At 50.8% G+C, this 26,542-nt stretch carries 23 protein-coding genes and 1 pseudogene; 13 read left to right on the top strand and 11 right to left on the bottom strand.

Annotated features, from left to right (window positions below):
• Positions 1-111: 111 nt before the first annotated feature.
• From ACJHYR_RS07360 to efeU, 5 genes and pseudogenes are all read right to left on the bottom strand, one after another.
• Positions 112-459, bottom strand: a pseudogene (locus ACJHYR_RS07360) (hypothetical protein); the annotation flags it as partial.
• Positions 460-1,045: 586 nt separating this feature from the next.
• On the bottom strand, positions 1,046-1,834 hold the full coding sequence (gene phoH / locus ACJHYR_RS07355; protein ID WP_000533533.1) for a phosphate starvation-inducible protein PhoH: 789 nt from the start codon (positions 1,832-1,834) through the stop codon (positions 1,046-1,048).
• 625 nt (positions 1,835-2,459) lie between these two features.
• A complete protein-coding gene (gene efeB, locus ACJHYR_RS07350; protein ID WP_001586893.1) occupies positions 2,460-3,731 on the bottom strand; it encodes an iron uptake transporter deferrochelatase/peroxidase subunit in 1,272 nt (423 codons plus the stop codon).
• 5 nt (positions 3,732-3,736) lie between these two features.
• Positions 3,737-4,864, bottom strand: a complete 1,128-nt coding sequence (gene efeO / locus ACJHYR_RS07345; RefSeq protein ID WP_000154380.1) for an iron uptake system protein EfeO — start codon at positions 4,862-4,864, stop codon at positions 3,737-3,739.
• A gap of 57 nt (positions 4,865-4,921) precedes the next feature.
• Positions 4,922-5,752, bottom strand: a complete 831-nt coding sequence (gene efeU / locus ACJHYR_RS07340) for an iron uptake transporter permease EfeU (RefSeq protein WP_001586891.1) — start codon at positions 5,750-5,752, stop codon at positions 4,922-4,924.
• A gap of 1,190 nt (positions 5,753-6,942) precedes the next feature.
• On the opposite strand from efeU, the gene ACJHYR_RS07335 reads away from it, so the two are divergent.
• Positions 6,943-8,286 (top strand): hypothetical protein, encoded by a 1,344-nt coding sequence (locus tag ACJHYR_RS07335; RefSeq protein ID WP_072837508.1) that lies wholly within the window; start codon positions 6,943-6,945, stop codon positions 8,284-8,286.
• Between the two features lie 147 nt (positions 8,287-8,433).
• On the opposite strand, the gene putP is transcribed toward ACJHYR_RS07335, so the two are convergent.
• Together putP and ACJHYR_RS07325 are read right to left on the bottom strand one after the other, a co-directional pair.
• Positions 8,434-9,942 (bottom strand): sodium/proline symporter PutP, encoded by a 1,509-nt coding sequence (gene putP, locus ACJHYR_RS07330; RefSeq protein WP_001586888.1) that lies wholly within the window; start codon positions 9,940-9,942, stop codon positions 8,434-8,436.
• Positions 9,943-10,100: 158 nt separating this feature from the next.
• Positions 10,101-10,310 (bottom strand): hypothetical protein, encoded by a 210-nt coding sequence (locus tag ACJHYR_RS07325; protein ID WP_000979512.1) that lies wholly within the window; start codon positions 10,308-10,310, stop codon positions 10,101-10,103.
• 54 nt (positions 10,311-10,364) lie between these two features.
• Here ACJHYR_RS07325 and putA point away from each other — a divergent pair, with 54 nt between their 5' ends.
• Positions 10,365-14,327: a trifunctional transcriptional regulator/proline dehydrogenase/L-glutamate gamma-semialdehyde dehydrogenase gene (gene putA, locus ACJHYR_RS07320; protein ID WP_059327878.1), complete on the top strand. Its 3,963-nt coding sequence runs from the start codon at positions 10,365-10,367 to the stop codon at positions 14,325-14,327.
• Between the two features lie 39 nt (positions 14,328-14,366).
• Here the strand turns inward: putA and rutR are convergent, their stop codons facing one another.
• Positions 14,367-15,005: an HTH-type transcriptional regulator RutR gene (gene rutR, locus ACJHYR_RS07315; protein WP_000191701.1), complete on the bottom strand. Its 639-nt coding sequence runs from the start codon at positions 15,003-15,005 to the stop codon at positions 14,367-14,369.
• 287 nt (positions 15,006-15,292) lie between these two features.
• Between rutR and rutA the strand changes: the two genes are divergently transcribed.
• From rutA to rutG, 7 genes are read left to right on the top strand one after another with little or no spacing between them, the layout of a single operon-like run.
• Entirely contained in the window at positions 15,293-16,384 is a 1,092-nt protein-coding gene (gene rutA, locus ACJHYR_RS07310; protein ID WP_042028155.1) for a pyrimidine utilization protein A, read from the top strand.
• Positions 16,384-17,076: a peroxyureidoacrylate/ureidoacrylate amidohydrolase RutB gene (gene rutB, locus ACJHYR_RS07305; protein WP_072837509.1), complete on the top strand. Its 693-nt coding sequence runs from the start codon at positions 16,384-16,386 to the stop codon at positions 17,074-17,076. The genes rutA and rutB overlap by 1 nt, the downstream gene beginning before the upstream one ends.
• An 11-nt stretch (positions 17,077-17,087) precedes the next feature.
• Complete coding sequence (gene rutC, locus ACJHYR_RS07300; RefSeq protein WP_001126796.1) at positions 17,088-17,474, top strand: 3-aminoacrylate deaminase; 387 nt, start codon at positions 17,088-17,090, stop codon at positions 17,472-17,474.
• 7 nt (positions 17,475-17,481) lie between these two features.
• Positions 17,482-18,294, top strand: a complete 813-nt coding sequence (gene rutD / locus ACJHYR_RS07295) for a pyrimidine utilization protein D (RefSeq protein ID WP_001586885.1) — start codon at positions 17,482-17,484, stop codon at positions 18,292-18,294.
• Positions 18,291-18,881, top strand: a complete 591-nt coding sequence (locus ACJHYR_RS07290; RefSeq protein ID WP_001586884.1) for a malonic semialdehyde reductase — start codon at positions 18,291-18,293, stop codon at positions 18,879-18,881. The genes rutD and ACJHYR_RS07290 overlap by 4 nt, the downstream gene beginning before the upstream one ends.
• Positions 18,882-18,891: 10 nt before the next feature.
• Positions 18,892-19,386 (top strand): NADH-dependent FMN reductase RutF, encoded by a 495-nt coding sequence (rutF, locus tag ACJHYR_RS07285; RefSeq protein WP_001028095.1) that lies wholly within the window; start codon positions 18,892-18,894, stop codon positions 19,384-19,386.
• A 20-nt stretch (positions 19,387-19,406) separates the two neighbouring features.
• A complete protein-coding gene (gene rutG / locus ACJHYR_RS07280) occupies positions 19,407-20,735 on the top strand; it encodes a pyrimidine utilization transport protein G (protein WP_059327877.1) in 1,329 nt (442 codons plus the stop codon).
• A gap of 82 nt (positions 20,736-20,817) precedes the next feature.
• On the opposite strand, the gene ACJHYR_RS07275 is transcribed toward rutG, so the two are convergent.
• Positions 20,818-20,925, bottom strand: coding sequence for a general stress protein (locus ACJHYR_RS07275; RefSeq protein ID WP_001273654.1), 108 nt, complete (start codon positions 20,923-20,925; stop codon positions 20,818-20,820).
• Between the two features lie 372 nt (positions 20,926-21,297).
• Between ACJHYR_RS07275 and wrbA the strand changes: the two genes are divergently transcribed.
• Together wrbA and ACJHYR_RS07265 are read left to right on the top strand one after the other, a co-directional pair.
• Positions 21,298-21,894 carry an NAD(P)H:quinone oxidoreductase gene (gene wrbA / locus ACJHYR_RS07270; RefSeq protein WP_001151437.1) on the top strand — a complete coding sequence of 199 codons (597 nt, stop codon included), beginning with the start codon at positions 21,298-21,300 and terminating at the stop codon, positions 21,892-21,894.
• 20 nt (positions 21,895-21,914) lie between these two features.
• Complete coding sequence (locus ACJHYR_RS07265; RefSeq protein ID WP_001143120.1) at positions 21,915-22,142, top strand: YccJ family protein; 228 nt, start codon at positions 21,915-21,917, stop codon at positions 22,140-22,142.
• Between the two features lie 37 nt (positions 22,143-22,179).
• On the opposite strand, the gene agp is transcribed toward ACJHYR_RS07265, so the two are convergent.
• The gene (agp, locus tag ACJHYR_RS07260; RefSeq protein ID WP_001400190.1) at positions 22,180-23,421 is read right to left on the bottom strand and encodes a bifunctional glucose-1-phosphatase/inositol phosphatase; all 1,242 of its coding nucleotides are present in this window, start codon (positions 23,419-23,421) and stop codon (positions 22,180-22,182) included.
• Between the two features lie 291 nt (positions 23,422-23,712).
• Positions 23,713-24,972 (bottom strand): YccE family protein, encoded by a 1,260-nt coding sequence (locus ACJHYR_RS07255; protein WP_042028131.1) that lies wholly within the window; start codon positions 24,970-24,972, stop codon positions 23,713-23,715.
• Between the two features lie 259 nt (positions 24,973-25,231).
• On the opposite strand from ACJHYR_RS07255, the gene cbpA reads away from it, so the two are divergent.
• Both cbpA and cbpM read left to right on the top strand, forming a co-directional pair.
• On the top strand, positions 25,232-26,152 hold the full coding sequence (cbpA, locus tag ACJHYR_RS07250; RefSeq protein ID WP_000420641.1) for a curved DNA-binding protein: 921 nt from the start codon (positions 25,232-25,234) through the stop codon (positions 26,150-26,152).
• Positions 26,152-26,457, top strand: a complete 306-nt coding sequence (cbpM, locus tag ACJHYR_RS07245; RefSeq protein ID WP_062882333.1) for a chaperone modulator CbpM — start codon at positions 26,152-26,154, stop codon at positions 26,455-26,457. Before cbpA ends, cbpM begins: the two co-directional genes overlap by 1 nt.
• Positions 26,458-26,542 lie beyond the last annotated feature (85 nt).

The raw sequence follows: 26,542 nt of genomic DNA, 5'->3' as shown, positions 1-26,542 counted from the left end.
CATACTCCTCCGGCAGAAGCAGAAAAAGCTTATTATGCTTCCATCGGAAACGATGATCTGGCAGCCTGAGTTCACAGATAAAACACTCTCCAGGAAACCCGGGGCGGTTCACTGGCAATGGATATGACAATAATGTCCAAACCATTTCTCCAGATTATCAAAATAGATTTTTTCACAACGCGTAATTAACCACTCTTTTCCTTCCAATAAAATACCTTCGGCAACCATTCCCTGAAATAACTCATCTCGTTCTTGCCAACGAGAGTCACGATAGGTTTTCTGCGGTGTATAGCTCCTTGTCGACGCCTTAGCAGCAGGGGAAGTTGCAGAGGAAGGGACTGGTTGCGATTTAGTGATGATTACCGATGAGGCAACTTTTCGGAGTGTCAATTTTCTGGCAACAGCAAAACCGGCGACAAATGCAATTGTCAAACAAGTTACAAAAACCATAAAGCTCATAATTAATCTTCACCTATCCATGTTGATTATATTTCATTACTAACGCTACTCGCTGTAGCGAGTTACATGCCAACAATTCAACGATCTATATATAGTTAGTATCATGTTTTGATTATTACAACCATCCCTATTTTGCCATTGCGGCTTGCCGTCCACAAAAAATAACAACACACAATATTAGCCAAAAAATTAATTAAGATTAACCTTATATTTTTAATATTATCCCTAAAAAAAATCAGGAGAATATATTCGGTGTTAATCAGTCAGTCAAATTTTGGCCCATTGTTGATTAAACCTCATACGCAAAATTGGCACCAGACCTCCTGTACAGGTTGAATGGCTGGAAAAAGATAGGCAGATACTCGCTTTTTGGGCTTCTGGAAGAAAAACTCTCCGCGCTGGCGGCATTACACTGGTCGGGTGCTATGACGAAAAATGCCTGGTAAGAGTATCTAAACCAGAATTCATTTCAGCTTATCAACACGCTCAAAGTCGCCCCCCTGAACGTTAACCTGAAGTGAAAGTCTTTGCTGTTAATGAAATAAAACAAAGCCCGGTTCGCCCGGGCTCTGCGCCGATAATACACTTAACTGTATGCATGTAGCGTACGTTGGCAAAGTGCCGAACGTACGCAATCCTCTTTACCGAATCGGACGATGCCGACCATTTCATCTTCTTCGAAACGTTCCAGCGCGTCACTTAATCCGGAGCACACGCCGCGAGGCAAATCGCATTGCGTGATATCACCGTTGACGATAACCGTCACGTTCTCCCCGAGGCGGGTTAAAAACATTTTCATTTGCGCGGCAGTCACATTCTGCGCCTCGTCAAGAATGACGACTGCATTTTCAAAGGTACGTCCACGCATATAGGCGAACGGCGCAATTTCCACCTTCCCTATTTCCGGTCGCAGGCAGTACTGCATAAAAGAAGCCCCTAAGCGCCGGACCAGCACGTCGTAGACCGGACGAAAATAGGGAGCAAACTTTTCTGCGATATCTCCAGGTAAGAAGCCAAGATCTTCATCGGCTTGCAGAACTGGACGGGTGACGATAATCCTGTCGACATCCTTATGTATCAGGGCCTCTGCCGCTTTTGCTGCGCTGATCCAGGTTTTTCCGCACCCGGCTTCGCCCGTGGCGAATATCAGCTGCTTACTCTCAATAGCCTTCAGATAGTGCAATTGCGCTTCATTTCGCGCGAGGATGGGCGAGGTATCGCGACTGTCGCGGGCCATACCAATGGCTTCTACGCCGCTCATCTGCACAAGCGAGGTGACCGATTCTTCTTCACGCTGCTTATGGCTGCGCGAATCCCGTCTCAGCACACGTTTTGCCTCGCGACGAGCTTTGATCACTGCTTTTTGTCTTCCCATGGAGAGCACCTTGAGTTGTTTGTATTCATCACACGCGCCGTTGGCAGCGCGATTATGCGCACGAACATCAGAGGGTTGGCTTCCTTGTAAGCCATAGTTTGCTTTTGGATAAAATGCCGAAAAACGGCTACGCGCACCGTTTACGGCGTCGGTAACACAAGAAAAGAAAGGATGAGGTTGAAAATGCAAAGTGACGAGATGACTACCGGAGGAGAAATCTCCGCGAGTGGTGGCGCGTTGATTATCTAAAACATGTCCACTACAGGACGTTACCATCCGCGATCTCCATAGTGACTGACTATCACTGCCGGGAACTTCCGCTGCTACTTAATAATTACAACAGATCTCGCATTCATTGCAACATTATATTCACTTATATTTAACTATAAAACATCATTTCAGTGACATTAGTTTCTACTGGAAAGATGACAGAGTGATGACAGTGATAAAAAAACTGTGTGCTTTCAGCAGGATTCGCAGGGCTGGTAAAAGCTTGCCGGATGCGGCGTGAACGCCTTATCCGGCCTACCGACCCGCACCGATTGTAGGCATGATAAGACGCGCATGCGTCGCATCAGCGCACGAACGCCTGGTGCGGCACGAACGCCTTATCCGCCTGAAAACATTAAACCCGCAATAACGCGCTTCCGAGATAATCGTTCGTGTCCTTCACCCCCGGCAGCGCAAAAAAATAACCGCCGCCGATAGGTTTAACGTATTCCTCCAGCGCTTCGCCATTGAGCCTTTTTTGTACTGTCAGGAAGCCTTTTTCCAGATCGTGTTGATAGCAGACAAACAGTAGCCCCATATCCAGTTGTCCGGAGTTGGTGACGCCCAGTGAATAACTGTAGCCACGACGCAGCATCAGGCTGGACTCACTCTCCGCCGTGCGGGGATTCGCCAGCCGGATATGGCTGTCCAGCGCGATCACCTTCCCCTCCGGATCGCTGGCGTAATCAGGCACATCATGCTCATGCTGCATTCCCAGCGGCGCGCCGGTTTGCTTATCACGCCCAAATATCGTCTGCTGCTCTTTCAGCGGCGTTCTGTCCCAAAACTCCACCCGAAACTGAATCAAGCGTACTGCCTGATAGCTGCCACCGATTGTCCACGCAGGCTCCTGCTGATCTGCCGTTACCCACACCACTTTTTGCATCAACTTATCATTCTGGCTATCGGGATTGGCAGTGCCGTCTTTGAAACCCAGCAAATTAATCGGCGTCTCTTTGCCTTTACTACGCGCCGCGTGATCGGAAATAAACCCTTCCCGCTTCCAGCGCACACTGAGCAAATCCGGCGTGTGTTTGATGATATCGCGCAGCGCATGGATCACCGTATCCTGGGTGTTGGCGCAAATTTGTAGCAACACATCACCATGACATAATGCTGCATCAAGCGAGTCGTTGGGGAAACGCGTCATCTTCTGCAACTTTTTCGGCATCTGTGGCGCAAGACCAAACCGTTCATCAAACAACGAGTGACCAACTGACAACGTGATGGTGAGATTATCGGGCGCAATGTAGCCGCCAAGAATGCCAGAATCGAGTGGTGGCAGGCGCGGATTTGGCGTTTCTGGTGCCGCTCCGCCCTGAGTCAGAAAAGCAAAACGCTGAGTCAACAAGCGAAACAACCGTTCAAGATCGGCTTTATCGCTGGCAAGCACATCAAACGCCACCAGCATCATTGCGGCCTGTTGTGGCGTCAGGATCCCTGCCTGATGCTCACCATAAAACGGTTGTTTCTCATTGCGTGCATCCGGTGAAAGCGTGCCCGGTGCACTTTGCGTTTTTTGTGCATGAGCGACCGGACAACTTCCTGCCAGCGCCAGCGCACCAATCCCTTTCAGTAAACGTCGGCGTGACGGTTCATTCACGCCGTTTTCATCTTCATACTGCATAACGCTTAATCCAGTCCCAGCACACCGCGAAGTTGCGCCAGATCTTCCGCCAGCGCAGTAATCGGCCCTTTCAACGCGTTCCGGTCGGCATCGGTCAATTTGTCGTAGGTTTCAAAACCGTCTTTAGTACGGTATTTCGCCAGAATGGTATCGACCTTTTTGAAATTGGCATCGACTTTTGCCAGCAGTTCCGGGTTGGCCTTTTGCAGTTGTGGACGCAGCAGATCGACAATTTTCTGCGAGCCTTCAACGTTAGCCTGGAAATCCCACAGATCGGTGTGGCTGTAGCGATCTTCTTCACCGCTGATTTTGCTGGCTGCCACTTCCTCAATCAGTCCGGCTGCACCGCCGACCACTTTTGAAGGTGGGAAAGCCAGTTCACTGATGCGTTTTTGCAAATCGACCACATCGGTATAAAGCTGGTCAGCGTACTTATCCATCCCTTTGGTGGTGTTGTCGCCAAACAATGCTTTTTCCAGACGGTGGAAACCGGTGAATTTTGGATCGGCGGCTTTTTGCTCGTAATCATCTTCACGGGCGTCAATGCTACCATCCAGATCGGAGAACAGTTCAGCAATCGGTTCAATGCGCTCATAGTGCTGGCGCGTCGGCGCATACAGTGCTTTTGCTTTTTCGATATCGCCTGCTTTAATCGCGTCGGTAAAGGCTTTGGTGTCGGTCACCAGCTGCGTGGTTTCCGCCATGACATACGCTTTATATGCAGTAATTGCACCACCAAGACTTAACAGCGCATCACTTTGCGCCGCATCCGCCGTTGCCTCACCTTTGACAATCAACTTCCCTTTCGGGTTAGTCAGCAGACCGCAGGTCATATCGTATTCGCCAGGCTGTAAATTCGCCGTCATTTTCTGGCTAAAGCCAGGGGCGATATTTTCTCGCTCTTCCACCACCATCACGCCTTTGAGGATCTCCCACTCCAGCGCCTTCTGGCTGTGGTTCTGAATAATGAACTGTGTTTTCCCGGCGTTAACCGTAATGGTCATCGGCTCGCACTGCTTATCCGTCACGGTCACTTTGACTTGCGGAATATCGGCGGCGTTAGCCATAAAAGCAGAAGAGAACAGCGCAGCCACGCTCAACTGCAATGCGTTACGGCGGAAGTTAATGGTCATGACGAGACTATCCCTTTAAAGTATGTTGTAACTAAGCAAGAGTTTGCGTCGTATTTGCTACGCGGAGCGAGACGCTGTCGCCCCTGCGCGTGGTGGCAGGGCAAATGCCACCAGCGCCGGGATGAGATAAATAAACCAGACGGCGACTTCGCTGACACTTGGCGCTTCCTGATAGCCAAAAAACCCTTCCATCAGCGTGCCAAACAGCGAGTGAGTTGACAGCACCGCGCTCATATCGAAGGCGATTTCCTGAAAGTGGTTCCACAATCCGGCTTCATGAAATGCGCGAATGGCACCAGCTGCCAGCCCAGCGGCGACGAAGAGAATAAACAGACTGGTCCATTTAAAAAATGCACCAAGATTGAGGCGAATACCGCCCCAGTAGAGCAGGAAGCCAAGCACCACGGCTGTAGCAAGACCGAGCATTGCACCCAGCGGCGGCCAGATCCCGACATCTTGTTGAAATGCCGCCAGCAGGAAAAAGACCGACTCCAGCCCTTCCCTTGCAACGGCAAAAAAGACCATCATCACCAGCGCCCAGCCATGATGATTTCCACGCTGCAATGCGCTATCGACTGCCTGTTCCAGTTGCACTTTGACGTTGCGCGACACTTTGCGCATCCAGAAAACCATCCAGGTAAGGATCACCACGGCGATCACCGCCACGATACCTTCAAACAGTTCCTGTTCTTTTTGCGGAAATTCGCCGGTGGTTTCGTTAATGAAGATACCCAAGCCCAGGCACAACGCAGCGGCAAACAGCACGCCAATCCACATCACACCAATCCATCGGCCTCGCTGGGTACGCTTAAGATAGCTGGCAATCAAACTGACAATCAGCGCGGCTTCAAGTCCTTCGCGCAACATAATGAGAAACGGAACAAACATGCCACCCACCCTTAAACGTTTTTCTGAGTCAATCTATGCAAAGAAAAGTAAATCGCAGTGATAGCGATTATCATTACGATAAAGAAAAATACAAGCGGAATGTTTATAAAATGATGTTGGAATGTAAAAATGAGGAGATCAAATCCGGAGAAAAAAGCGATTATTTTAAGGTATTTAGCTGACTTTTCGCCCGGCAGATGAAGCTTGCACGAATGTTGGTGGCGACAAACTCGCTGCAGCGTGCCCCGAAGGGTTGAATTTTCATTTTGTCGTTTCACAAAAGAACGTTGTTTTTTGCTTATTAATAGATAGTGATAAGGTTGTGAATAAAATTATACCTCATCTCCTCATCGAATTTTTCGCCCCAACCTAAACAGGAGAAAACGTGTATTTAAGCCTGGAATGAGCGATTTTTGATAGTGCGTAATTAACCCCAAAAACTATAATCCTCCTTATTATATTTCCAGTGATATCATTTTATGGCTAATGCTATATACAATTCTACATCACGATAAAACGAAGCAGGATGCGAATTAAAAAAGTCACATAGAATAAAAATAGAAATCTTAACCAAAAGTAAGAGATTCTCGTGAAAATCAATCATCAAACACACTAACACATAAAAATCAATAAGCTGATAATTACTCAAAGCTTTTTACTCACGATTTTTTACTATATTATTACAACCCCACTAGTATTGAATACAGAAAGAGAAGGAATAAGATGAGACGCCACTGTTTTCAGATGAACCCTGTAATTAGGGTCGAGCATATAATCCATCTATTTCTCGGTCGATGAATTTGAAAATCTTACGCGTTAATTTTCCCTCTGGCCAAGGGCTAACATCGAATTAACAACAAGGCTCACGAATAATTGTAACTACGTACTTTATGAAACACAGGAAGAAATTATTATTTACCGCGATGATTCAAGGCGTAAAAAAAATAACAATCTTCATGAAACTCACCCCGATGGCAGCATTGTAAATTCGCCAATAACTGGCATTCCTCCTGCTTTTTACGGGTGCTTTCGTAGTTACACCATTAACACCAGAATGAGCGGATTGATTACTACATCAAGAACGCATCCGAAGTGTACATCCTAGTGCGCAGACTGAATCGCCCGGAGCCATGCGGATGGCTACGACTTAATACGAATCATTAACCCTGTAAGGATACGGAGAGCATGACATGAGACCAATATCCAACCTCAATACGAGCGCAGCAACCTATATTCCACCGCAGCAACTCCCGAGTAGTTGTCTGGAAACTTTGTCGCTTCTGGTGCAGATGAATAATTATATCAAAAGGGATGCGGACTACAGCACGGGCATGGCTGTTACTCCACTGGTTCCTGAAGAGGTTCACTTGCTGGCTGTTGCGATGACAACCGAACTACATCGACATCAGTTTCAACCGGTGGTAAATGCAAATGATCTGCAACTTCCTGAACCGTTCACCTTCGATGTTGCCGGTTTCACCATCACCTTCACGAAGACGCAAGAGCATGACAACACGGGCACTCTCGTGAAAATTGCAGTCAGTAAGAACGGTGTATGCACCAGCACAAATATTGCTCTTGAGCTGTTTCACTCCATCGTCACAACACTGATGTCACGCAGTCAGTATGGAACATTTGATCTCTGGTCCGTACGGCCAATACTCACGGATGAAAGTCAAAACAGGGTGCATGAAGCAGCTCGCTACTCCCCGGCCCAACAATACGGAGGAGAAGAAACACACATTACCAACAACGGCATGCGAGAATTTGGAAATATGTCCCCGCTGGCGTGGCGTAACGATGGGGAATTACAGCAATCGTGTAATACAAGCAACTTCCCACCAAATAATGCAAATGACGACATAAACAACACCAGGCAGACCACCGAGGACCAGCCAGAGGCGGACGAGCCACATCAATATGTTAAATTGACTGTCGACGACATGCGAAAATGGGCGGCTATGGACCAGCAGGCGCGAAACGATCTAGGGGGAGTTCAAGGATGGTGTACGCGCAATCATTTTAATATCAAAAATGCCAGGAATTACCTGACCGATCACGGCCTGAACTACGCGGGAGAGGTAAAGGTAAACGGGCCGCATGAATATGCCAAATTCACCCTTGAACATATCCGCCAGTGGGCAGCCTTAGACAAGAAGGTGCGAAAACCGGTTGGTTATTTAGAAAAGTGGTGTAAGGAAAGAAACCTCTCGCGGACTACTGCCAGGAACTACCTGAAGAACGACGGGCTTACCGCCCTGGGTGAGTTGAAGCTGAAAGGGCCGCAGAAATGTGTCTCTTTCACCTTCGGGGACATCGTGCAATGGGCGAATATGAGTCAGGAGGATCGTGACCGCGCAGGGGGAGCCCACAAGTGGAGTAAAGGACGGGGCTTCCAGTGGTCTACTTCCAGATCCTACCTGAAATTGAGCGGAATGACGGTGCAAGGCGCGAAAAAACTGGCGTGGCTGCAAAGTAGCGGGAATATGTCGAATCCACACTATCTCGCCCAACCTACCAGCCGCAGGACATAAGCTGAAGGTACCGATAGCGGCAATTTTGTTCATCTGAGCCAGGTGGCAAATAGCAATTGCCCCCGAACGCTCCCTGCCAGGCAATTTATACGGCATGGCAGGGAACATTCGGATTAAAAAGCAAAAGATAAATTATTGCTCTTCAGCTTACCCTTCCTGCAACCGTGACGGCGGAGCCGAATGATAGTGCGCATCGGCCTCGGCAAAGCGTTTTTGCATCGCCGCTGACGGCGCTTTACCCAGCAAACTAAACACTACAATCCCGATACTACCAAAGATGAAGCCCGGAATAATTTCGTACAGTCCCAGCCAGCCGAACTGCTTCCAGACGATAACCGTCAGCGCACCGATGATCATCCCCGCCAGCGCACCGTTGCGCGTCATGCGTGACCACATCACCGAGAACAGCACCACCGGACCAAACGCTGCGCCAAAGCCTGCCCACGCGTAGCTCACTAAGCCCAGCACGCGGTTTTCCGGGTTTGCCGCCAGCGCAATGGCCACCAGCGCCACCACCAGCACCATCACACGCCCTACCCACACCAGCTCTTTCTGGCTGGCCTGTTTACGCAGAAACGCTTTGTATAAATCTTCGGTAATCGCACTGGAACATACCAGCAGCTGGCAACTTAACGTTGACATTACCGCTGCCAGAATCGCCGACAGCAGAACCCCGGCAATCCACGGGTTAAACAGAATTTGCGCCAGTTCGATAAACACGCGTTCAGCGTTCTGGTTTACCGCACCTGCTACCGCCGGGTGCTCATTAAAGTAAGCGATACCAAAGAAGCCGACAGCCACCGCCCCTGCCAGGCAGAGGATCATCCAGGTCATACTGATACGACGCGCATGGACAATGCTGTGGTGAGAATCCGCCGCCATAAAACGCGCCAGGATGTGCGGCTGCCCGAAGTAACCCAGCCCCCAGCCCATCAGCGAGATAATGGCAACAAAGTTCAGCCCTTTGAGCATATCGACGTTTTCGATGCTCTTTTGTTTGATCACTTCCAGCGAGTCGCCAAACCCACCAACGCTAATGATTACGATAACCGGCGTCAGGATCAGGGCAAAAATCATCAGGCTGGCCTGTACAGTGTCAGTCCAGCTCACCGCGAGGAAACCGCCAATAAAGGTGTAAAGGATCGTCGCCGCAGCGCCCGCCCACAGAGCCGTTTCGTAGCTCATGCCAAAGGTACTTTCAAACAGACGCGCGCCTGCCACGATGCCCGAAGCGCAATAAATGGTGAAGAACAGCAAAATCACCAGCGCGGAGATAATACGCAAAATACGGCTTTTATCTTCAAAGCGCCCGGTGAAATAATCCGGCAATGTTAAGGCGTTATTGTTGTATTCGGTATGCACACGCAACCGCCCGGCCACCAGCTTCCAGTTAATCCACGCGCCTAATGTCAGGCCAATGGCGATCCAACTTTCGGAAATCCCGGAAAGAAAAACTGCGCCCGGCAACCCCATTAACAGCCAGCCGCTCATATCCGACGCACCCGCCGATAATGCCGTCACGAATGGCCCAAGGCTACGACCGCCCAGAATATAGTCGTCGAAGTTTTTCGTTGATCGCCAGGCGATAAACCCAATCAATATCATGCCAAAGATATAGACACAAAATGTCACCAACATCGGTGTGCTAATAGCCATCTAAAGTCTCCAAAAAATTATTATCGGCAATGTCGAAACTTGCCGTTATATCTGCCACCGGAACGGGGTAACAGAGTTTATGTTTTACCAGGGCGACCGTATCCTGCCGGAAGCGCTGGTTATTCACAATCGATTTAACACACCATTTACATTAAATTTTAGTGCTCAGCGACACTATTTTTCATCAGGTTGCACTCTCTCACATTTTTTGCGGTTGCACCTTTCAAAAATGTTAACTGCCGCAGAGAAAAAGTCTGAGTTATTTTTTTAATCCCTGTCATATCGATTTCTATTATTAACATTTCATTCATTTTTAAGCTTGCTACGCAGGTCACATTTAACATAGTTGCACAAAGTTGCAACATCATGGATATTTCACGATAACGTTAAGTTGCACCTTTCAGAACAACAGGAGTAATGGCATGGGAACCACCACCATGGGGGTTAAGCTGGACGACGCGACGCGTGAGCGTATTAAGTCTGCCGCGACACGTATCGATCGCACGCCACACTGGTTAATTAAGCAGGCGATTTTTTCTTATCTTGAACAACTGGAAAACAGCGATACTCTGCCGGAGCTACCTGCGCTGCTTTCTGGCGCTGCCAATGAGAGCGATGAAGCACCGACTCCGGCAGAGGAACCACACCAGCCTTTCCTCGACTTTGCCGAGCAAATTTTGCCCCAGTCGGTTTCCCGCGCCGCGATCACCGCGGCCTATCGCCGCCCGGAAACCGAAGCGGTTTCGATGCTGCTGGAACAAGCCCGCCTGCCGCAGCCAGTTGCTGAACAGGCGCATAAACTGGCATATCAACTGGCCGATAAACTGCGTAATCAAAAAAATGCCAGTGGTCGCGCAGGTATGGTCCAGGGGTTATTGCAGGAGTTTTCGCTGTCATCGCAGGAAGGCGTGGCGCTGATGTGTCTGGCAGAAGCGTTGTTGCGTATTCCCGACAAAGCCACCCGTGATGCGTTAATTCGCGACAAAATCAGCAACGGTAACTGGCAGTCACACATTGGTCGTAGCCCGTCCCTGTTTGTTAATGCCGCCACCTGGGGGCTGCTGTTTACCGGCAAACTGGTTTCCACCCATAACGAAGCCAGCCTCTCCCGCTCGCTGAACCGCATTATCGGTAAGAGCGGTGAACCGCTGATCCGCAAAGGTGTGGATATGGCGATGCGCCTGATGGGCGAGCAGTTCGTCACTGGCGAAACCATCGCGGAAGCGTTAGCCAATGCCCGCAAGCTGGAAGAGAAAGGTTTCCGTTACTCCTACGATATGCTGGGCGAAGCCGCGCTGACCGCCGCAGATGCACAGGCGTATATGGTTTCCTATCAGCAGGCGATTCACGCCATTGGTAAAGCGTCCAATGGTCGTGGCATCTATGAAGGTCCGGGCATTTCAATCAAGCTGTCGGCGCTGCATCCGCGTTACAGCCGCGCCCAGTATGACCGGGTAATGGAAGAGCTTTACCCACGTCTGAAATCACTCACCCTGCTGTCGCGTCAGTACGATATTGGTATTAACATCGATGCCGAAGAGGCCGATCGTCTGGAGATCTCCCTCGATCTGCTGGAAAAACTCTGTTTCGAGCCGGAACTGGCAGGCTGGAACGGCATCGGTTTTGTTATTCAGGCTTATCAAAAACGCTGCCCACTGGTGATTGATTACCTGATTGATCTCGCCACCCGCAGCCGTCGCCGTCTGATGATTCGCCTGGTGAAAGGCGCGTACTGGGATAGTGAAATCAAGCGCGCGCAGATGGACGGCCTTGAAGGTTATCCGGTTTATACCCGCAAGGTGTATACCGACGTTTCATATCTCGCCTGTGCGAAAAAGCTGCTGGCGGTGCCGAATCTAATCTACCCGCAGTTCGCAACGCATAACGCCCATACGCTGGCGGCAATTTATCAACTGGCGGGTCAGAACTACTACCCGGGTCAGTACGAGTTCCAGTGCCTGCACGGTATGGGCGAGCCACTGTATGAGCAGGTCACCGGGAAAGTTGCCGACGGCAAACTTAACCGTCCATGTCGTATTTATGCTCCTGTCGGTACCCATGAAACGCTGCTGGCGTATCTGGTGCGTCGCCTGCTGGAAAACGGTGCTAACACCTCGTTTGTTAACCGTATTGCTGACACCTCTTTGCCACTGGATGAACTGGTTGCCGATCCGGTCACTGCTGTAGAAAAACTGGCGCAACAGGAAGGTCAAACTGGATTACCACATCCGAAAATTCCCCTGCCGCGCGATCTTTACGGTCACGGGCGCGACAACTCGGCAGGGCTGGATCTCGCTAACGAACACCGTCTGGCATCGCTCTCTTCTGCCCTGCTCAATAGTGCACTGCAAAAATGGCAGGCCTTGCCAATGCTGGAACAATCGGTCGCGGCTGGTGAGATGTCGCCCGTTATTAACCCGGCAGAGCCGAAAGATATTGTGGGCTATGTGCGCGAAGCCACGCCGAGTGAAGTAGAACAGGCGCTGGAAAGTGCGGTTAATAACGCACCAATCTGGTTTGCCACGCCTCCGGCTGAACGCGCGGCAATTTTGCATCGCGCTGCCGTGCTGATGGAAAGCCAGATGCAGCAACTGATTGGTATTCTGGTGCGTGAAGCCGGAAAAACCTTCAGTAACGCCATTGCCGAAGTGCGCGAAGCGGTCGATTTTCTCCACTACTACGCCGGACAGGTGCGAGATGATTTCGCTAACGAAACCCACCGTCCATTAGGGCCTGTGGTATGTATCAGCCCGTGGAACTTCCCGCTGGCGATTTTCACCGGGCAGATCGCTGCCGCACTGGCGGCAGGTAACAGCGTACTGGCAAAACCGGCAGAACAAACGCCGCTGATTGCCGCGCAAGGGATCGCCATTTTGCTGGAAGCGGGTGTACCGCCAGGCGTGGTGCAATTGCTGCCAGGTCAGGGTGAAACCGTGGGCGCGCAACTGACGGGTGATGATCGCGTGCGCGGGGTGATGTTTACCGGTTCAACCGAAGTCGCTACGTTACTGCAACGCAATATCGCCAGCCGCCTGGACGCTCAGGGTCGCCCTATTCCGCTCATCGCTGAAACCGGCGGCATGAACGCGATGATTGTCGATTCTTCAGCACTGACCGAACAGGTCGTCGTGGATGTACTGGCCTCGGCGTTCGACAGTGCGGGTCAGCGTTGTTCGGCGCTGCGCGTGCTGTGCCTGCAAGATGAGATTGCCGACCACACGTTGAAAATGCTGCGCGGCGCAATGGCCGAATGCCGGATGGGTAATCCTGGTCGCCTGACCACCGATATCGGTCCGGTGATTGATAGCGAAGCGAAAGCCAATATCGAGCGTCATATTCAGACCATGCGTAGCAAAGGCCGTCCGGTGTTCCAGGCGGTGCGGGAAAACAGCGAAGATGCCCGTGAATGGCAAAGCGGCACCTTTGTCGCCCCGACGCTGATCGAACTGGATGACTTTGCCGAATTGCAAAAAGAGGTCTTTGGTCCGGTGCTGCATGTGGTGCGTTACAACCGTAACCAGCTGCCGGAGCTGATCGAGCAGATTAACGCTTCCGGTTATGGCCTGACGCTTGGCGTTCATACGCGTATTGATGAAACCATCGCCCAGGTCACTGGCTCGGCGCATGTCGGTAACCTGTACGTTAACCGTAATATGGTGGGCGCAGTGGTGGGTGTGCAGCCGTTCGGCGGCGAAGGGTTGTCCGGTACCGGGCCGAAAGCAGGCGGTCCGCTCTATCTCTACCGTCTGCTGGCGAATCGCCCGGAAAGTGCACTGGCAGTGACGCTCGCGCGTCAGGATGCAGAGTATCCGGTCGATGTGCAGTTGAAAGCCGCATTGACTCAGCCGCTAAATGCACTGCGGGAATGGGCGGCAAACCGTCCAGAATTGCAGGCGTTATGTACGCAATATGGCGAGCTGGCGCAGGCAGGAACACAACGATTGCTGCCAGGGCCGACGGGTGAACGCAACACCTGGACGCTGCTGCCGCGTGAGCGCGTGTTGTGTATTGCGGATGATGAACAGGATGCGCTGACTCAGCTCGCCGCCGTGCTGGCGGTGGGCAGCCAGGTACTGTGGCCGGATGACACGCTGCATCGTCAGTTAGTGAAGGCATTGCCATCGGCAGTCAGCGAACGTATTCAACTGGCGAAAGCGGAAAATATAACCGCTCAACCCTTTGATGCGGTGATCTTCCACGGTGATTCGGATCAGCTTCGCGCATTGTGTGAAGCCGTTGCCGCGCGGGATGGCGCAATTGTTTCGGTGCAGGGTTTTGCCCGAGGCGAAAGCAATATCCTTCTGGAACGGCTGTATATCGAACGCTCGCTGAGTGTGAATACCGCTGCCGCTGGCGGTAACGCCAGTTTAATGACGATCGGTTAAACAGGTAGCCGGAGGATGTTACAACCTCCTCCGGCATCTTTAACGTGGTCGAATCCCCTCAATAATAATTCGCTGCACGTTTTCAACCGTTTGATTGAAAAATACCTCATCGCGCAACGTCGCGCCTGTCACCGCCTCCACCTGAGGGGCGAAATCGGCGTAATGTTGAGTGGAAGCCCAAATCATAAAAATCAAATGCTGCGGGTCAATCGGCGCGAGTTTGCCGCTTTTTACCCAACCGGCAATCAGCGCCGATTTCTCATCAATTAATGCCTTCAAATCGCCCGTCAGTTCATCCATTAACAGCGGCGCGCCTGCCAGCATCTCCATACAGAACAGGCGCGAAGCCTGCGGATAATCGCGTGAGACTTCCAGCTTCAGACGGATGTACTCTTTGATCGCCGCCAGCGGGGCGAAATCTTCACGAAACGCTTTTAACGGTGCCAGCCAGATATCGAGAATCTGCCGCAGCACGGCAATATACAGCGCCTCTTTTGACGGAAAGTAATACAGCAGATTGGTTTTTGAAACACCCGCCAACTCTGCGATCTGCTCCAGCCTTGTGCCGTGAAAACCGAATTGTGAAAAAGTGTCCAGTGCTGCGCTAAGAATCGCTTTTTTCTTCGCGCTCACTGCGCGCGAACGTTTACCCGTTGTTTTCACTGCGCCTTGCGTCATGCGCTCTCCCCTCTTGTAGATTGGCAACAGGATAGCAAAACCCCTGCCCGGCCTCGACCTTCTGCACTTTCATCGCGCACGGATGCATGTTTTATGTGCAACTGTTTTGACCGTTTAGTCCACTTTTTTCCAGATATTTTAGACAACTTAACATTAACATATTAATAACATTCACTTTTTAAAAACTGGCATCCGCTTTGCAAACAAACCATTACGCGGCTGAAAAGGATATGCAGGATGCAGCGCCCCGTCTGACTTTCACTTTACGAGACGAAGAGAGGTTGATGATGAAAATTGGCGTATTCGTACCTATTGGCAACAACGGCTGGCTCATTTCGACCCACGCGCCGCAGTACATGCCGACCTTTGAACTGAATAAAGCCATTGTGCAAAAAGCGGAGCACTACCATTTCGACTTCGCCCTGTCGATGATCAAACTGCGTGGCTTTGGCGGCAAAACTGAGTTCTGGGATCACAACCTTGAGTCGTTCACCTTGATGGCGGGGCTGGCAGCCGTGACCTCGCGCATTCAGATTTACGCCACTGCCGCCACCTTAACGTTACCTCCGGCAATCGTCGCCCGTATGGCCACAACCATTGACTCCATCTCTGGCGGGCGTTTTGGCGTCAACCTCGTGACTGGCTGGCAAAAGCCCGAGTATGAGCAGATGGGTATCTGGCCTGGCGATGACTATTTCTCCCGTCGTTACGACTATCTCACCGAATATGTTCAGGTGCTGCGCGACCTGTGGGGCACGGGCAAAAGCGATTTTAAAGGCGATTTTTTCACCATGAATGATTGTCGCGTCAGTCCGCAACCGAGTGTACCCATGAAAGTGATCTGCGCCGGGCAAAGCGACGCTGGCATGGCGTTCTCCGCTCAGTATGCCGATTTCAACTTCTGTTTCGGCAAAGGCGTAAATACACCCACGGCTTTCGCCCCGATCGCTGCGCGGATGAAACAGGCCGCAGAGCAAACCGGGCGCGACGTTGGCTCTTATGTGTTGTTTATGGTGATTGCCGACGAAACCGACGATGCCGCTCGCACCAAATGGGAACACTACAAAGCGGGCGCGGATGAAGAGGCGTTAAGCTGGCTAACCGAACAAAGTCAGAAAGATACCCGCTCCGGTACTGACACCAACGTCCGTCAGATGGCCGATCCCACTTCGGCGGTAAACATCAACATGGGGACGTTAGTCGGTTCTTACGCCAGTGTTGCTCGCATGTTAGATGAAGTCGCAAGCGTGCCTGGTGCCGAAGGCGTGCTGTTGACCTTCGATGATTTTCTGTCGGGAATCGAAACCTTCGGCGAGCGCATTCAACCACTGATGCAGTGCCGCGCCCATCTCCCTGCGCTGACTCAGGAGGTGGCATGATGACAATCTTAACCGCTCGACCGGAAGCCATTACCTTCGATCCGCAGCAAAGTGCGCTGATCGTGGTGGATATGCAAAACGCTTATGCCACGCCAGGCGGCTACTTAGATCTCGCCGGGTTTGATGTCTCAACCACTCGCCCGGTCATTGCCAACATTCAAACCGCCGTGACCGCGGCACGAGCAGCAGGGATGCTGATCATCTGGTTTCAAAATGGCTGGGATGCACAGTATGTCGAGGCTGGCGGCCCCGGCTCACCAAATTTTCATAAATCGAACGCCCTGAAAACCATGCGTAAGCAGCCGCAGCTACAGGGGAAATTGCTGGCGAAAGGCTCCTGGGATTATCAACTGGTGGATGAACTGGTGCCGCAGCCTGGCGATATTGTGCTGCCGAAGCCACGCTACAGCGGTTTCTTCAATACGCCGCTGGACAGCATTTTGCGCAGCCGTGAAATACGCCATCTGGTTTTCACTGGCATCGCTACCAACGTCTGCGTCGAATCGACGCTACGCGATGGCTTTTTTCTGGAGTATTTCGGCGTGGTGCTGGAAGACGCAACACACCAGGCGGGGCCGGAATTTGCACAGAAAGCCGCGTTGTTCAATATCGAAACCTTTTTTGGCTGGGTAAGCGACGTCGAAACGTTCTGCGACGCGCTTTCTCCCACGTCCTTTGCTCGTATCGCTTAAGGAGTTTAACGATGCCAAAATCCGTAATTATTCCCGTTGGCAGCAGCGCACCGCTGGCTCCCTTCGTTCCCGGCACGCTGGCTGATGGCGTGGTGTATGTCTCCGGTACGCTGGCTTTTGATCAACATAATAACGTGCTGTTTGCCGATGACCCAAAGGCGCAAACCCGCCACGTTCTGGAAACCATCCGCAAGGTGATCGAGACGGCGGGTGGCACGATGGCGGACGTGACCTTCAACAGCATCTTTATTACCGACTGGAAAAATTACGCCGCGATTAACGAAATCTACGCCGAGTTTTTTCCGGGTGACAAACCGGCGCGATTCTGCATTCAGTGCGGACTGGTAAAACCTGACGCGCTGGTGGAAATCGCCACAATTGCGCATATCGCCAAGTGAGGCCGCGATGAAACTTTCACTCTCACCTCCCCCTTATGCTGATGCGCCCGTAGTGGTGTTGATTTCGGGTCTTGGCGGTAGCGGCAGTTACTGGTTACCGCAACTGGCGGTGCTGGAGCAGGAGTATCAGGTAATCTGTTACGACCAGCGCGGCACCGGCAATAATCCCGACACGCTGGCAGAAGATTACAGTATCGCCCAGATGGCAGCGGAACTGCATCAGGCGCTGGTAGCCGCAGGGATTGAGCGTTACGCGGTGGTCGGCCATGCGCTCGGTGCGCTGGTGGGAATGCAGCTGGCGCTGGATTATCCCGCGTCGGTAACTATGCTGGTCAGCGTTAACGGCTGGCTACGAATAAACGCCCATACGCGCCGCTGTTTTCAGGTTCGCGAGAAGTTACTACATAGCGGCGGCGCGCAGGCATGGGTGGAAGCTCAGCCATTGTTCCTCTATCCCGCCGACTGGATGGCGGCCCGCGCACCTCGCCTGGAAGCTGAAGACGCGCTGGCACTGGCGCATTTTCAGGGCAAAAATAATTTACTGCGTCGACTTAACGCCCTCAAACGCGCTGACTTTAGTCGCCATGCGGATCGCATCCGCTGCCCGGTGCAAATCATCTGCGCCAGTGATGCTCTGCTGGTGCCATCAGCATGTTCCAGTGAACTTCATGCCGCCCTGCCCGATAGCCAGAAAATGGTGATGCGCTATGGCGGACACGCCTGCAACGTGACCGATCCCGAAACGTTTAATGCTTTGTTACTCAACGGGCTTGCCAGCCTGTTACATCACCGTGAAGCCGCCTGTAAGGAATTGCTATGAACGAAGCCGTTAGCCCTGGTGCGCTTAGCACCCTATTCACCGATGCCCGCACTCACAACGGCTGGCGGGAGACACCCGTCAGCGATGAGACGTTACGGGAGATTTATGCCCTGATGAAATGGGGGCCGACATCAGCTAACTGTTCTCCGGCACGGATCGTGTTTATCCGCACTGCAGAAGGAAAAGAACGTCTGCGCCCGGCGCTTTCCAGCGGCAATCTGCAAAAAACCCTGACCGCGCCCGTCACCGCGATCGTCGCCTGGGACAGTGAATTTTATGAACGGTTACCACAGCTGTTTCCTCACGGCGATGCCCGCAGTTGGTTTACCTCCAGCCCACAACTTGCCGAAGAAACAGCGTTTCGCAACAGTTCCATGCAGGCGGCCTATCTGATCGTCGCCTGCCGGGCGCTGGGGCTGGATACCTGCCCGATGTCCGGCTTTGACCGTCAACACGTGGACGACGCCTTTTTTACGGGCAGCACGCTGAAGAGCAATCTGCTGATTAATATCGGCTATGGCGATAGCAGCAAGCTTTATGCGCGCCTGCCACGTCTGTCCTTTGAAGAAGCCTGCGGGCTGTTGTAAGGAGCAAACTATGAACATTGTCGATCAACAAACTTTTCGCGATGCGATGTCCTGCATGGGCGCGGCGGTCAATATCATCACCACGGACGGTCCAGCCGGGCGCGCCGGGTTCACCGCCAGCGCCGTCTGCAGCGTGACCGATACGCCGCCCACATTACTGGTGTGCCTGAATCGTGGGGCGTCCGTCTGGCCGGTATTCAATGAAAATCGAACGCTATGTGTAAATACACTTAGCGCCGGACAGGAGCCGCTTTCAAACCTTTTTGGCGGCAAAACGCCCATGGAACACCGCTTTGCCGCCGCCCGCTGGCAGACTGGTGTGACCGGATGCCCGCAACTGGAAGAGGCACTGGTTTCGTTTGACTGCCGTATCAGCCAGGTGGTGAGCGTCGGCACCCACGACATTCTGTTTTGCGCCATCGAAGCGATTCATCGTCACGCCACCCCCTACGGGCTGGTGTGGTTTGATCGCAGTTATCACGCGCTGATGCGCCCTGCTTGTTAACCTCCTTAAGGAGACAGCTGATGGCAATGTTCGGTTTTCCTCACTGGCAGTTAAAATCGACCTCTACAGAGAGCGGCGTGGTCGCGCCGGATGAACGATTGCCGTTTGCTCAGACGGCAATAATGGGCGTTCAACACGCGGTGGCGATGTTTGGCGCAACGGTGTTAATGCCGATTCTGATGGGGCTGGATCCCAACCTTTCCATTTTAATGTCGGGGATCGGCACGTTACTGTTTTTCTTTATTACCGGCGGGCGCGTCCCCAGTTATCTCGGCTCCAGCGCGGCTTTTGTCGGCGTGGTGATCGCCGCGACGGGCTTTAACGGTCAGGGCATTAACCCGAATATCAGCATTGCGCTGGGCGGGATTATCGCCTGTGGGCTGGTTTATACCGTCATTGGCCTGGTGGTGATGAAAATCGGTACGCGCTGGATTGAACGACTGATGCCGCCAGTGGTGACGGGTGCGGTGGTGATGGCGATTGGCCTGAACTTAGCGCCTATCGCAGTGAAAAGTGTATCGGCTTCGACCTTTGATAGCTGGATGGCGGTAATGACAGTGCTGTGTATTGGGCTAGTGGCGGTGTTTACCCGTGGCATGATCCAGCGATTATTGATTCTCGTAGGATTAATTGTCGCCTGTCTGCTGTATGGCGTGATGACCAACGTTTTAGGGCTGGGAAAAGCCGTCGATTTTACTCTCGTCAGCCATGCTGCCTGGTTCGGTTTGCCACATTTTTCCACTCCTGCTTTTAATGGTCAGGCAATGATGCTGATTGCGCCCGTGGCGGTGATTCTGGTGGCAGAAAACTTAGGTCATCTCAAGGCGGTCGCCGGGATGACCGGACGCAATATGGATCCATATATGGGGCGGGCATTCGTGGGCGATGGGCTGGCAACGATGCTTTCCGGCTCTGTCGGCGGTAGCGGCGTGACCACCTATGCTGAAAATATCGGTGTGATGGCCGTGACAAAAGTCTACTCGACGCTGGTGTTTGTTGCTGCTGCCGTCATCGCCATGCTGTTGGGCTTTTCGCCGAAATTTGGCGCGCTGATTCATACCCTTCCAGCACCGGTGATTGGTGGTGCATCAATTGTTGTGTTCGGGCTGATTGCCGTCGCAGGCGCAAGGATCTGGGTACAAAACCGTGTCGATTTAAGCCAGAACGGTAATTTGATTATGGTCGCAGTAACCTTAGTGCTGGGCGCGGGTGATTTTGCTCTCACGCTGGGCGGTTTTACGTTGGGAGGGATCGGTACAGCCACCTTTGGCGCGATTTTACTCAATGCGTTGTTAAGCAGAAGGTTGGTTGACGTTCCACCGCCAGAAGTTGTTCATCAGGAGCCATAAACAGAAAACCGCCGGGGTTACCGGCGGTGATGACTTTTTGACGAGTTTCAGACAAAAATACATTCGTCATGGATTAGCCCGGCTAGTTGTCGCTTTTACCGTGACTGCTCTTGCCACCTTTTTTACCTGCTTCTGATGCTCTTTCGCGGTCTTCTGCAAAATTGCCGGAACCGCCACGATGGTTTGCCATTACTGACCTCCGTCTGGGTATAGACATCATATTGCATAGAATTAACGCGGCGTATGGCAGCTGCCATATTTTCGCTACGTGGGACTAAGCTTAGTGAACTGACGCGGGCAGACCCGCATTTAGTAATATCCTGCAACAGCTTCTTAGCGAGAATAGATATCATCTCCAATAATTATCCATAAGCCGCTCTTATGATTAAAAAAACGCAATGAGATAAAAATGTGTCATTTTGCGACAAAATTACGTGCTTGTGAAAGTTGTTATAAATCAAATAAGTGGTTGTGAAATTTGCACTCTGAAAAGGACGTCTTATCTTTAAATAAGTGGTAGCGAATCGCTACGGAATAGAGATAACACGAGGAGTGGTTAGAAATGGCTAAAGTTCTGGTGCTTTATTATTCCATGTACGGACATATTGAAACGATGGCACGCGCAGTTGCTGAGGGTGCAAGCAAAGTGGATGGCGCAGAAGTTGTCGTTAAGCGTGTACCGGAAACCATGCCGCCGCAATTATTTGAAAAAGCAGGCGGTAAAACGCAAACTGCACCGGTTGCAACCCCGCAAGAACTGGCCGATTACGACGCCATTATTTTTGGTACACCTACCCGCTTTGGCAACATGTCCGGTCAAATGCGTACCTTCCTCGACCAGACGGGCGGCCTGTGGGCTTCCGGCGCACTATACGGAAAACTGGCGAGCGTCTTTAGTTCCACCGGTACTGGCGGCGGTCAGGAACAAACCATCACATCCACCTGGACGACCCTTGCGCATCACGGCATGGTGATTGTCCCCATTGGCTACGCAGCGCAGGAATTATTTGACGTTTCACAGGTTCGCGGCGGTACGCCGTACGGCGCAACCACCATCGCAGGCGGTGACGGCTCACGCCAGCCAAGCCAGGAAGAACTGTCTATTGCTCGTTATCAAGGGGAATATGTCGCAGGTCTGGCAGTTAAACTTAACGGCTAATCTTCAACAGGAGGATACGCATGCCAACTCAAGAAGCGAAAGCTCATCACGTCGGTGAATGGGCATCTCTGCGCAATACGTCGCCGGAAATAGCCGAGGCCATTTTCGAAGTCGCCGGGTACGACGAAAAAATGGCGGAAAAGATTTGGGAAGAAGGTAGCGATGAAGTGTTAGTCAAAGCCTTTGCTAAGACCGATAAAGATTCGCTTTTTTGGGGCGAACAGACCATCGAACGTAAAAACGTTTAATACGCGACTCCCCCGCTTCTCGCGGGGGAGTTTTCTGTTATTTCACCGCTTCATTCAACACGCTATCAAACTTATCCATTGGGCAGAAACCGTTGGCATCTATCGGACAACCGCTTAATTCCAGCGTCACGCGCTGCGCAGGTGCCTGAAGGGTTAACGCATCGGCATTACGTAACTGTTCCGCACTCTGGTACACATATTCAATTTTCATCAAATCGCGATTGGCTTTGCTGTCATGCCAACGCTGGAAAACGATTTTGCCGCCAATCGGCGTGCGTTCGTTCTGGTCATGCAACTGATACGGTTTGAAATCCAGCGCCGTTAATAGAGAGGCAATGTTGGAGTCGTGCCCAACTAACACCGTGATTTTCGGTGCGCTGGTGCGATCGGTGACCAGGGCTTTGTCGATATAACTGACCAGCGGTTTCGCAACATTGCGCGCCACTTCCGGTGAGGTAAACAGGCTGTCCTGGTAACCGTTTTTCAGCTTCGACAACACCTTCCACTGCTGGTCAGATTTGATTTCTCCCCAGGCCACCTGATCCATCGGAAAACCTTCGTAATATTGCAAAGTAAACGCATCTACCAGCGAGTTGCCGACTTTCAGCGGCCCGGAAACACCTGGTTCTTGTTGATACTTCGCGCTAAAGGTATTTTTGCCATCCACCAGCGAACATTGTTGTTTCTCTTTACAGGCAGGGGAATCTTTATAGTTAACGATTTTTTCCAGTAGCTGGTAGCTGTCGGTAAGCTGGAGTTTACCGAGCTCTTTCTCCATTGCCGCCACCGCCTGTTCACTGAATGCGGCGGAATCATCGGTGATCACTGGGTTAAAGGTTGGGTCCATAGTGCCCATTTTTTCCTGATGATGAACAGGAATATCACACCCGGGGAATGCGCCGGTAATAAAGAACTGTGCAGTCGCAACGGTACGTTGCAGACTATTGGCATAGGCATATACGGTGTCCGGCGGCGGGCATTCCCCCGATTTTACCATCCCCTGCTCTGCCAGCCATTCACGCATGTAATGGCCCATATACACTTCGAGCACGCCACCTTTGGTGGTGAGTTGCCCACCGGGGACGTCCCATTCTGGCCATTTATTCGGCGTCGACTGCTCCAGCACACTGCCATTGTTCGCCAGCGGCGCACGTAAGTTATGGCGGCTCATCATGAGCACTTGCTGTAGCTGATAGCCTTCCGGTACGGTTTGTGCCTGAGCATTTGAAGCGAGTAAAACTATCCCTGCCACAGTTGCGGCGATTAGCGTTTTGTTCATTCCTGGCACCTCTTTTGTTATCAATCACTAAAGAGTGTGACAGAAATATGACTTTTTTCCGGGAACAGGTTCGCAAAATGGCTTGTTGAAAACCTGTTTTTCTATATACATCTTCAAAAACAGGCAAGGTTTGACGCAAACTATGCCTGATTAGCCCCTGCCTCGCGTACGCCGCTGATAATTGCACCTGTGGCTAAACAGAATATCTGCGGCGTTTCCAATACAGAGACAATATTTACCAATAAAAAAGTGTGAGACTAATAACAATGGTTTTAGCATATGCCTTTGCCATTAAATTGCATAACGATTTAAATAGTCAAGTTGCGCATTCATTTCCTTATTGTTTAACTTGTAAGCCTGAGCAAAAAGTTCAGGAGGGAGGTAAACGTCATAATGATTGCCAGTATTCATTAAATAACCACACTCAAGGTCTTCATCTGTTGAAAAGGATTCGTTCCCCAAGGAAATTGATGCCACATTACTGGTAACAATAAACGATGAGCAAATGCTATCTGAAAGAGCAGTGAGGAAATTTTTCACCTCATTAATCCTCTTCTCTGGGTCGGTGTCTAAAACAAGGTGTGTCTTGTTATCATTAAATATAAACTCGGGTAAATGCAGTATGCATTTTTTGTCATTCAAGCAACTATCAATAAATTCTTTTTTAAAAAACAAAAAACTCCATGATAAAAAACTACCCCGCCCCTGAATTTTGTTGTCAGATTGTAGATCAACGCCAAATAACGTCTTTACATCTTCCCTGAGATTATAGAATGCCGTATCAACAAGAACCTCGATCGTTTTTTTATCAACCATTTTAATGAATTCGTCGTAAACTTCCTTTTGCGTCTTATAACTGACCAGCGCCCATGAATAATCATGTTGTTTTAAAACCAGTATAGCTCTTAACAGACAATATCCATCGCCATCTACAGGAGCATATTTTAATCCTAATGCCTGGTTAGTTTCACTCTGAATAAAAGATATACCAGACAAATCAATGCCAGAATCCAAATCAGATATTCCCGGCGTATTTATCCGCTCTGGCTGGATACTCATATTTTCATTATCATCTAAACAATACTCAGAAAAAACATCATCACACGCAGTAATGTTTTCAATATATTCCATAAAGCCATACCAATAATAACCTTTAAAATCTGTGATAGACTCTGCCCCTCTGCCCGGTAAGGACACTCTAACAATATTAACATCTTCAACATATTGTATAGTATATGTAATACCTCCTGAAACCCCTGAATAAATTTGTTTATCATTAGTACGCAATGTTTTCATAAATAATGATAAATCATTATCATTCTGTATTTCCTCAAATTCTTTTTCTAGTGAATCGCATTCCAGGCATGGAATGTAGTCTTCAGCTTGTTGACGTCTGATTTCTTTATACAACTGAATAAAACACACAAGTGTGTTTTCAAAAAGCGTGATTGAATATTTTTGATTTTTTTCGTGCTCATTTTTTATATTGCTCCATGCTTCTTTCAAATAATTATTTGCAGTGCAACTAATTCCATGTATATTACTACTCATATATAGCGCCTATAAAATTTAATAAATAATGACGCCCCAGTTAAACTTAAAGTGCCTGTTTCAACTATCAAAAATCGCTCACCCTTTTTCACCTGTTTAAAATATGTTCAACACCCCACCTTGAGGCGACCTCCTCTCCGCGATGATTTCAATAACATATTCTGTGTTGGCATATGAAATTTTGAGGATTACCCTACACTTATAGGAGTTACCTTACAGGGGTTCCTTCAATTTGAGTTGATTTACGCGAGATAACGCTATGGAATTAAAGGATTATTACGCCATCATGGGCGTGAAACCGACGGACGATCTCAAGACAATCAAGACCGCCTATCGTCGACTGGCCCGCAAATACCATCCTGATGTCAGCAAAGAACCGGATGCCGAAGCCCGCTTCAAAGAGGTCGCTGAAGCCTGGGAAGTGTTAAGTGATGAACAACGTCGCGCTGAGTATGATCAGATGTGGCAACATCGCAACGATCCGCAATTTAGCCGTCAGTTCCAGCATGGCGACGGTCAGAGTTTTAACGCCGAAGATTTTGACGATATCTTCTCGTCAATTTTCGGTCAGCATGCCCGCCAGAGCCGTCAACGCCCCGCCACACGCGGCCACGATATTGAAATCGAAGTGGCGGTATTCCTCGAAGAAACGCTTACTGAGCATAAGCGTACCATCAGCTATAACCTGCCGGTTTATAACGCCTTTGGCATGATCGAACAGGAAATCCCGAAAACGCTGAATGTGAAGATCCCGGCGGGCGTCGGCAATGGTCAACGCATCCGCCTGAAAGGCCAGGGGACGCCGGGCGAAAACGGCGGTCCAAATGGCGATTTGTGGCTGGTGATTCATATTGCGCCACATCCGCTGTTCGATATTGTCGGCCAGGATCTGGAAATTGTGGTGCCGGTTAGCCCGTGGGAAGCGGCGCTGGGTGCTAAAGTCACCGTTCCAACACTGAAAGAAAGCATTTTGCTGACTATCCCACCTGGCAGTCAGGCCGGGCAACGATTGCGCGTTAAAGGCAAAGGTCTGGTGAGCAAAAAACAGACCGGCGATCTGTATGCGGTACTGAAAATCGTGATGCCGCCGAAACCGGATGAAAACACTGCCGCGCTGTGGCAACAACTGGCAGACGCCCAGTCGTCTTTTGATCCACGTAAAGATTGGGGGAAAGCATGATGGCTAATGTTACGGTGACTTTTACTATTACCGAATTTTGCCTGCATACCGGCATCTCTGAAGAGGAGTTGAATGAAATTGTCGGTTTGGGAGTGGTTGAACCGCGTGAGATCCAGGAAACAACCTGGGTATTTGACGACCATGCCGCCATTGTGGTGCAACGCGCAGTACGCCTGCGTCATGAACTGGCTCTGGACTGGTCGGGGATCGCGGTGGCGCTGACGTTAATGGATGATATTGCGCACCTGAAGCAGGAAAACCGCCTGCTACGCCAGCGGCTTTCCCGGTTTGTAGCTCATCCGTGATGTGTGTTTGCCGGATGTGTTGACGCATCCGGCAACTGCGCCCTGATGCCTGATGCGACGCTAAACGCGTCTTTTCAGGCGCACA

Origin of the sequence: Escherichia sp. WS1450 (assembly GCF_046487395.1) — a bacterium.
GTDB classification, from domain to species: domain Bacteria; phylum Pseudomonadota; class Gammaproteobacteria; order Enterobacterales; family Enterobacteriaceae; genus Escherichia; species Escherichia coli.
The sequence above is the reverse complement of the archived record's forward strand: the minus strand, read 5'-3'. Positions and strand labels throughout refer to the sequence as shown.

Excerpts from the sequence above, each read along its gene's own strand:
- rutG (WP_059327877.1), top strand. The coding sequence starts at position 19,407 with ATGGCAATGTTCGGTTTTCCTCACTGGCAGTTAAAATCGACCTCTACA.
- putA (WP_059327878.1), top strand. The coding sequence starts at position 10,365 with ATGGGAACCACCACCATGGGGGTTAAGCTGGACGACGCGACGCGTGAG.
- ACJHYR_RS07255 (WP_042028131.1), bottom strand. The coding sequence starts at position 24,972 with ATGAGTAGTAATATACATGGAATTAGTTGCACTGCAAATAATTATTTG.
- ACJHYR_RS07290 (WP_001586884.1), top strand. The coding sequence starts at position 18,291 with ATGAACGAAGCCGTTAGCCCTGGTGCGCTTAGCACCCTATTCACCGAT.
- ACJHYR_RS07335 (WP_072837508.1), top strand. The coding sequence starts at position 6,943 with ATGAGACCAATATCCAACCTCAATACGAGCGCAGCAACCTATATTCCA.
- cbpM (WP_062882333.1), top strand. The coding sequence starts at position 26,152 with ATGGCTAATGTTACGGTGACTTTTACTATTACCGAATTTTGCCTGCAT.
- efeB (WP_001586893.1), bottom strand. The coding sequence starts at position 3,731 with ATGCAGTATGAAGATGAAAACGGCGTGAATGAACCGTCACGCCGACGT.
- rutC (WP_001126796.1), top strand. The coding sequence starts at position 17,088 with ATGCCAAAATCCGTAATTATTCCCGTTGGCAGCAGCGCACCGCTGGCT.
- ACJHYR_RS07275 (WP_001273654.1), bottom strand. The coding sequence starts at position 20,925 with ATGGCAAACCATCGTGGCGGTTCCGGCAATTTTGCAGAAGACCGCGAA.
- rutF (WP_001028095.1), top strand. The coding sequence starts at position 18,892 with ATGAACATTGTCGATCAACAAACTTTTCGCGATGCGATGTCCTGCATG.
- ACJHYR_RS07265 (WP_001143120.1), top strand. The coding sequence starts at position 21,915 with ATGCCAACTCAAGAAGCGAAAGCTCATCACGTCGGTGAATGGGCATCT.
- phoH (WP_000533533.1), bottom strand. The coding sequence starts at position 1,834 with ATGGGAAGACAAAAAGCAGTGATCAAAGCTCGTCGCGAGGCAAAACGT.
- rutR (WP_000191701.1), bottom strand. The coding sequence starts at position 15,005 with ATGACGCAAGGCGCAGTGAAAACAACGGGTAAACGTTCGCGCGCAGTG.
- efeO (WP_000154380.1), bottom strand. The coding sequence starts at position 4,864 with ATGACCATTAACTTCCGCCGTAACGCATTGCAGTTGAGCGTGGCTGCG.
- rutB (WP_072837509.1), top strand. The coding sequence starts at position 16,384 with ATGACAATCTTAACCGCTCGACCGGAAGCCATTACCTTCGATCCGCAG.
- wrbA (WP_001151437.1), top strand. The coding sequence starts at position 21,298 with ATGGCTAAAGTTCTGGTGCTTTATTATTCCATGTACGGACATATTGAA.
- agp (WP_001400190.1), bottom strand. The coding sequence starts at position 23,421 with ATGAACAAAACGCTAATCGCCGCAACTGTGGCAGGGATAGTTTTACTC.
- efeU (WP_001586891.1), bottom strand. The coding sequence starts at position 5,752 with ATGTTTGTTCCGTTTCTCATTATGTTGCGCGAAGGACTTGAAGCCGCG.
- ACJHYR_RS07325 (WP_000979512.1), bottom strand. The coding sequence starts at position 10,310 with ATGATGTTGCAACTTTGTGCAACTATGTTAAATGTGACCTGCGTAGCA.
- rutA (WP_042028155.1), top strand. The coding sequence starts at position 15,293 with ATGAAAATTGGCGTATTCGTACCTATTGGCAACAACGGCTGGCTCATT.
- putP (WP_001586888.1), bottom strand. The coding sequence starts at position 9,942 with ATGGCTATTAGCACACCGATGTTGGTGACATTTTGTGTCTATATCTTT.
- cbpA (WP_000420641.1), top strand. The coding sequence starts at position 25,232 with ATGGAATTAAAGGATTATTACGCCATCATGGGCGTGAAACCGACGGAC.
- rutD (WP_001586885.1), top strand. The coding sequence starts at position 17,482 with ATGAAACTTTCACTCTCACCTCCCCCTTATGCTGATGCGCCCGTAGTG.